The following is a 6,309-nucleotide window of genomic DNA, read 5'->3' on the forward strand; positions in this document are numbered from 1 at the left end:
TGTTCTGGCGTTTACTGGAAGGCTACAATTCCCTGTATTAAAACTGAAAACTCAAATGCCGAGAGTGTGCGCTTTTCGAAACCAGTGTGGATGCGGCTGTGACCGTCCATGACATGGACGTCATGGCCGAGCTTCCATGGACGGACTTGCTGCGTGTCTCAGTTGCGTCTGCACATACGCCGACCGCAGGTCATTGGAACCACTTTTGCCTAAAGATAGCTCCCATCTGCTCCAAACCGATTTAGTCAAATTAGTGTAGGACTAAAAAATCGAAATCAACGTCGTGGTGCTTCGCCCACACCCGAGCCAAAGGGGAAAGCGCTTGTCCCCTTTCGCGAATCCTCAGCGCTCCGGCGAAATTTCTGAGAAGCGAAACTTCCAACGGGGGAGAATTGATTCTGCAAGCTAGGCTATTTATCTTTATTCTGGTGTTAACTGAGAGTGCCGTTGCTTATTGCCATAAAATTGAAAACTCAAATGCTGAGAGTGTGCGCTTTTCAAACTCAGTGTAGATGCGGCTGAGGCCGTCGAAAACAGGGACGTTTTCGTTGAGCCCACAAGGACGTGTTCACGGCGAGCCTCAGCCGCGTCTGCACATACGCCGACCTCAGGTCATTGGAACCACTTTTGCCTGAAGGTAAGTCATTTCAGTCCAAAAATGAGTCAAGTTTTAATTTAGTGTTGCTAATCTATGGCTACAAGCCACTTTCCCATTCCGACAGCCAATAAAAAAGCGCTGCCTTGGGCAACGCTTTATAGAGTTAAGCCTGCAGAGAGGAACCTCTACGAACTTTCCCAGAACCAGATTTGGCAGCCGTTAGTGCCAGAGTTTTGCAGTACATGGCGATGTCTTTCTGCTTCACGTTTCTTATCGTAAGGCCCGAGTACAACCTTGTACCAAATTCCGCTGGTGCCTTTCACTTTACGTACCTGCGCTTCTAACCCTTGGAAAGCAATTATCGCCTTTAGCGAATTTGCTTGAGATTCCTTCCTAAATGAACCGCATTGCATCTGGTAAGGTCGTTTAGGTTTGGTTGAAACGGCTGGCAGATCCACCTCTACCTTTTTATTTTCCAGCTCTTCAAGATAAGTCCACTCCTCTTGTGGAGCTGGTGGTAGCGCGTTTGGATCTTTTTTAACCGTGGTTTTCTTTGGTGCTTCAACTATTACTGGCGTCGTGACAGCTTCATCTGTGCTGTTTAACAGCCACAACAAATAACCAAAGCCAGCTAAACCAGCGATGGTGATCAGTAGTAGTAAATAAGGGAAACGCTTAGGCTGATCCCTTTTAGATCCACGCTTGTTGGCATTGCCTTTACGCGTGGGTTTACGGTTTGCGTAGTCACGACTCGTCATGGGGTTATGATTACATCCGCTCTAGAGTTTCAAGTCCTAGCAAGCTAAGCCCTTGCTTGAGTGTTTTCGCTGTTAGTTTAGCCAAGAGTAAACGGCTCTTCTTCTGTGCTTCGGTATCGGCAGCCAATACTGGGCATGCTTCGTAAAAGCTAGAGAACGCACCAGCAAGTTCAAATAGGTAAGCACATAGTGCATGTGGTTGACCTTTATCTACGACGCGGTCCATCACTTCACCAAACTGGGCCAACTTAGTCCCAAGCGCTTTCTCTCTCTCGTGCTCAAGTACGATCGTTGCACCGGTTAAATCAACGTCTTGTGCACGTTTGAAGATACCCACTACGCGAGTGTAGGCATAGAGTAAGTAGGGTGCGGTATTACCTTCAAAGCTAAGCATCTGCTCAAAGCTGAAGATATAATCGCTAGTACGGTTTTTAGATAAGTCAGCATATTTAACGGAGGCGATACCGACAACACGAGCAATTTCTGTTAGCTCGGCTTCATCCATATCTGGATTTTTGCTGCGGACTAAATCAAGTGCGCGAATGTCAGCTTCTTTAAGCAGATCAATCAGCTTAACCACGCCACCTGAGCGAGTCTTAAAGGGACGACCATCAGCACCGTTCATGGTGCCAAAGCCCATATGCTCGAAGCTCATCTCTTCACGAACAAATTTGGCTGTCTTAGCCAGCTTGAATACTTGCTGGAAGTGCAATGCTTGGCGCAGATCGACAAAGTAAAGTGCTCTGTCTGCTTTTAACACGTTCGAGCGATAGCGCATTGCTGCCATATCGCTGGTCGCGTATAGGTAACCGCCGTCCGCCTTTTGAATAATAACAGGCAGAGGCTCACCCTCTTTGTTTTTAAACTCTGGTTGGAATACTACTTTAGCGCCATTACTTTCTGACAATAATCCTTGTGCATCAAGTTCAGCAACCACTTGCTCTAAGTCAGCGTTATAGGCGCTTTCTCCGCGAACATCTTTGCGGGTTAAGCTCACGCCTAAACGCTGATAAATTTCGTGACAGTGGCTTAATGAAATGTCATTAAACTCACGCCATAATTTATTGCAGTATTTGTCACCCGATTGTAATGCCACTACCAGCTTACGGGCTTGGTTGGCAAAATCTGTCGATTCATCGAAGCGGACTTTCGCGGCGCGGTAGAAGTTTTCAAGATCTGAAAGCTCCATTTGTGCTTGTTCGCCATTGGCAGCACGCAACTCTTCCATATAGGCGAGTAACATACCGAACTGGGTTCCCCAATCACCGACGTGGTTTTGGCGGATAACATTGTGACCCATAAACTCAAGTGAGCGAACGATACTGTCACCGATGATGGTCGATCTTAGGTGGCCAACATGCATCTCTTTGGCAAGATTTGGCGACGAGTAGTCAACCACAACGGTTTGCGACTCAGGCAAGATTAGACCCAAAGTGTCGCTTGCCAGTGCTTGCATCAGTTGATTAGCGAGGGCATTGTCATCGATAAAGAAGTTAATGAAACCAGGGCCGGCAATCTCAACCTTTTCAACATGGTTAGATTCTGGCAGGTTGTCGATGATCAGCTGAGCTATCTCCCGTGGATTTTTACGGGCTGCTTTGGTCAACATCATCGCCAAGTTGGTGGCAAAATCACCGTGGCTGCTATCTTTTGTTCGGTCTACTTGAATGCGAGCTTCAAAATCAGCAGGAACAACACCTTGTTGTTTAAGGGCATTTAACGATTCAGCGAGTAAAGATTGAGTATGTGATTTCATTGGCGTTTAATCGGCACTTACAAGTAGAGAAAAATAATAGGAGTAACCGACTATTTTAGCCGTTTGTAGTGCCGATTAAACGCCAATGAAATCACATACTCAATCTTTACTCGCTGAATCGTTAAATGCCCTTAAACAACAAGGTGTTGTTCCTGCTGATTTTGAAGCTCGCATTCAAGTAGACCGAACAAAAGATAGCAGCCACGGTGATTTTGCCACCAACTTGGCGATGATGTTGACCAAAGCAGCCCGTAAAAATCCACGGGAGATAGCTCAGCTGATCATCGACAACCTGCCAGAATCTAACCATGTTGAAAAGGTTGAGATTGCCGGCCCTGGTTTCATTAACTTCTTTATCGATGACAATGCCCTCGCTAATCAACTGATGCAAGCACTGGCAAGCGACACTTTGGGTCTAATCTTGCCTGAGTCGCAAACCGTTGTGGTTGACTACTCGTCGCCAAATCTTGCCAAAGAGATGCATGTTGGCCACCTAAGATCGACCATCATCGGTGACAGTATCGTTCGCTCACTTGAGTTTATGGGTCACAATGTTATCCGCCAAAACCACGTCGGTGATTGGGGAACCCAGTTCGGTATGTTACTCGCCTATATGGAAGAGTTGCGTGCTGCCAATGGCGAACAAGCACAAATGGAGCTTTCAGATCTTGAAAACTTCTACCGCGCCGCGAAAGTCCGCTTCGATGAATCGACAGATTTTGCCAACCAAGCCCGTAAGCTGGTAGTGGCATTACAATCGGGTGACAAATACTGCAATAAATTATGGCGTGAGTTTAATGACATTTCATTAAGCCACTGTCACGAAATTTATCAGCGTTTAGGCGTGAGCTTAACCCGCAAAGATGTTCGCGGAGAAAGCGCCTATAACGCTGACTTAGAGCAAGTGGTTGCTGAACTTGATGCACAAGGATTATTGTCAGAAAGTAATGGCGCTAAAGTAGTATTCCAACCAGAGTTTAAAAACAAAGAGGGTGAGCCTCTGCCTGTTATTATTCAAAAGGCGGACGGCGGTTACCTATACGCGACCAGCGATATGGCAGCAATGCGCTATCGCTCGAACGTGTTAAAAGCAGACAGAGCACTTTACTTTGTCGATCTGCGCCAAGCATTGCACTTCCAGCAAGTATTCAAGCTGGCTAAGACAGCCAAATTTGTTCGTGAAGAGATGAGCTTCGAGCATATGGGCTTTGGCACCATGAACGGTGCTGATGGTCGTCCCTTTAAGACTCGCTCAGGTGGCGTGGTTAAGCTGATTGATCTGCTTAAAGAAGCTGACATTCGCGCACTTGATTTAGTCCGCAGCAAAAATCCAGATATGGATGAAGCCGAGCTAACAGAAATTGCTCGTGTTGTCGGTATCGCCTCCGTTAAATATGCTGACTTATCTAAAAACCGTACTAGCGATTATATCTTCAGCTTTGAGCAGATGCTTAGCTTTGAAGGTAATACCGCACCCTACTTACTCTATGCCTACACTCGCGTAGTGGGTATCTTCAAACGTGCACAAGACGTTGATTTAACCGGTGCAACGATCGTACTTGAGCACGAGAGAGAGAAAGCGCTTGGGACTAAGTTGGCCCAGTTTGGTGAAGTGATGGACCGCGTCGTAGATAAAGGTCAACCACATGCACTATGTGCTTACCTATTTGAACTTGCTGGTGCGTTCTCTAGCTTTTACGAAGCATGCCCAGTATTGGCTGCCGATACCGAAGCACAGAAGAAGAGCCGTTTACTCTTGGCTAAACTAACAGCGAAAACACTCAAGCAAGGGCTTAGCTTGCTAGGACTTGAAACTCTAGAGCGGATGTAATCATAACCCCATGACGAGTCGTGACTACGCAAACCGTAAACCCACGCGTAAAGGCAATGCCAACAAGCGTGGATCTAAAAGGGATCAGCCTAAGCGTTTCCCTTATTTACTACTACTGATCACCATCGCTGGTTTAGCTGGCTTTGGTTATTTGTTGTGGCTGTTAAACAGCACAGATGAAGCTGTCACGACGCCAGTAATAGTTGAAGCACCAAAGAAAACCACGGTTAAAAAAGATCCAAACGCGCTACCACCAGCTCCACAAGAGGAGTGGACTTATCTTGAAGAGCTGGAAAATAAAAAGGTAGAGGTGGATCTGCCAGCCGTTTCAACCAAACCTAAACGACCTTACCAGATGCAATGCGGTTCATTTAGGAAGGAATCTCAAGCAAATTCGCTAAAGGCGATAATTGCTTTCCAAGGGTTAGAAGCGCAGGTACGTAAAGTGAAAGGCACCAGCGGAATTTGGTACAAGGTTGTACTCGGGCCTTACGATAAGAAACGTGAAGCAGAAAGACATCGCCATGTACTGCAAAACTCTGGCACTAACGGCTGCCAAATCTGGTTCTGGGAAAGTTCGTAGAGGTTCCTCTCTGCAGGCTTAACTCTATAAAGCGTTGCCCAAGGCAGCGCTTTTTTATTGGCTGTCGGAATGGGAAAGTGGCTTGTAGCCATAGATTAGCAACACTAAATTAAAACTTGACTCATTTTTGGACTGAAATGACTTACCTTCAGGCAAAAGTGGTTCCAATGACCTGAGGTCGGCGTATGTGCAGACGCGGCTGAGGCTCGCCGTGAACACGTCCTTGTGGGCTCAACGAAAACGTCCCTGTTTTCGACGGCCTCAGCCGCATCTACACTGAGTTTGAAAAGCGCACACTCTCAGCATTTGAGTTTTCAATTTTATGGCAATAAGCAACGGCACTCTCAGTTAACACCAGAATAAAGATAAATAGCCTAGCTTGCAGAATCAATTCTCCCCCGTTGGAAGTTTCGCTTCTCAGAAATTTCGCCGGAGCGCTGAGGATTCGCGAAAGGGGACAAGCGCTTTCCCCTTTGGCTCGGGTGTGGGCGAAGCACCACGACGTTGATTTCGATTTTTTAGTCCTACACTAATTTGACTAAATCGGTTTGGAGCAGATGGGAGCTATCTTTAGGCAAAAGTGGTTCCAATGACCTGCGGTCGGCGTATGTGCAGACGCAACTGAGACACGCAGCAAGTCCGTCCATGGAAGCTCGGCCATGACGTCCATGTCATGGACGGTCACAGCCGCATCCACACTGGTTTCGAAAAGCGCACACTCTCGGCATTTGAGTTTTCAGTTTTAATACAGGGAATTGTAGCCTTCCAGTAAACGCCAGAACA

The 6,309-nt window shown here is 46.8% G+C and carries 4 protein-coding genes; 2 read left to right on the forward strand and 2 right to left on the reverse strand.

What is annotated here, in order from left to right; all coding sequences use genetic code 11:
- Positions 1-783: 783 nt before the first annotated feature.
- Positions 784-1,356 (reverse strand): SPOR domain-containing protein, encoded by a 573-nt coding sequence (locus tag L2755_RS21575; protein ID WP_248982704.1) that lies wholly within the window; start codon positions 1,354-1,356, stop codon positions 784-786.
- Between the two features lie 10 nt (positions 1,357-1,366).
- Complete coding sequence (gene argS / locus L2755_RS21580) at positions 1,367-3,112, reverse strand: arginine--tRNA ligase (RefSeq protein ID WP_248982705.1); 1,746 nt, start codon at positions 3,110-3,112, stop codon at positions 1,367-1,369.
- Positions 3,113-3,197: 85 nt separating this feature from the next.
- On the opposite strand from argS (L2755_RS21580), the gene argS (L2755_RS21585) reads away from it, so the two are divergent.
- The gene (gene argS / locus L2755_RS21585) at positions 3,198-4,943 is read left to right on the forward strand and encodes an arginine--tRNA ligase (RefSeq protein WP_248982705.1); all 1,746 of its coding nucleotides are present in this window, start codon (positions 3,198-3,200) and stop codon (positions 4,941-4,943) included.
- Between the two features lie 10 nt (positions 4,944-4,953).
- Positions 4,954-5,526: an SPOR domain-containing protein gene (locus L2755_RS21590; RefSeq protein WP_248982704.1), complete on the forward strand. Its 573-nt coding sequence runs from the start codon at positions 4,954-4,956 to the stop codon at positions 5,524-5,526.
- Positions 5,527-6,309: the final 783 nt, after the last annotated feature.

This window comes from Shewanella abyssi, assembly GCF_023284025.1.
GTDB classification, from domain to species: Bacteria; Pseudomonadota; Gammaproteobacteria; order Enterobacterales; family Shewanellaceae; genus Shewanella; species Shewanella abyssi.

Coding starts and splice junctions, on each gene's coding strand:
- L2755_RS21575 (WP_248982704.1), bottom strand. CDS start 1,356: ATGACGAGTCGTGACTACGCAAACCGTAAACCCACGCGTAAAGGCAAT.
- argS (WP_248982705.1), bottom strand. CDS start 3,112: ATGAAATCACATACTCAATCTTTACTCGCTGAATCGTTAAATGCCCTT.
- argS (WP_248982705.1), top strand. CDS start 3,198: ATGAAATCACATACTCAATCTTTACTCGCTGAATCGTTAAATGCCCTT.
- L2755_RS21590 (WP_248982704.1), top strand. CDS start 4,954: ATGACGAGTCGTGACTACGCAAACCGTAAACCCACGCGTAAAGGCAAT.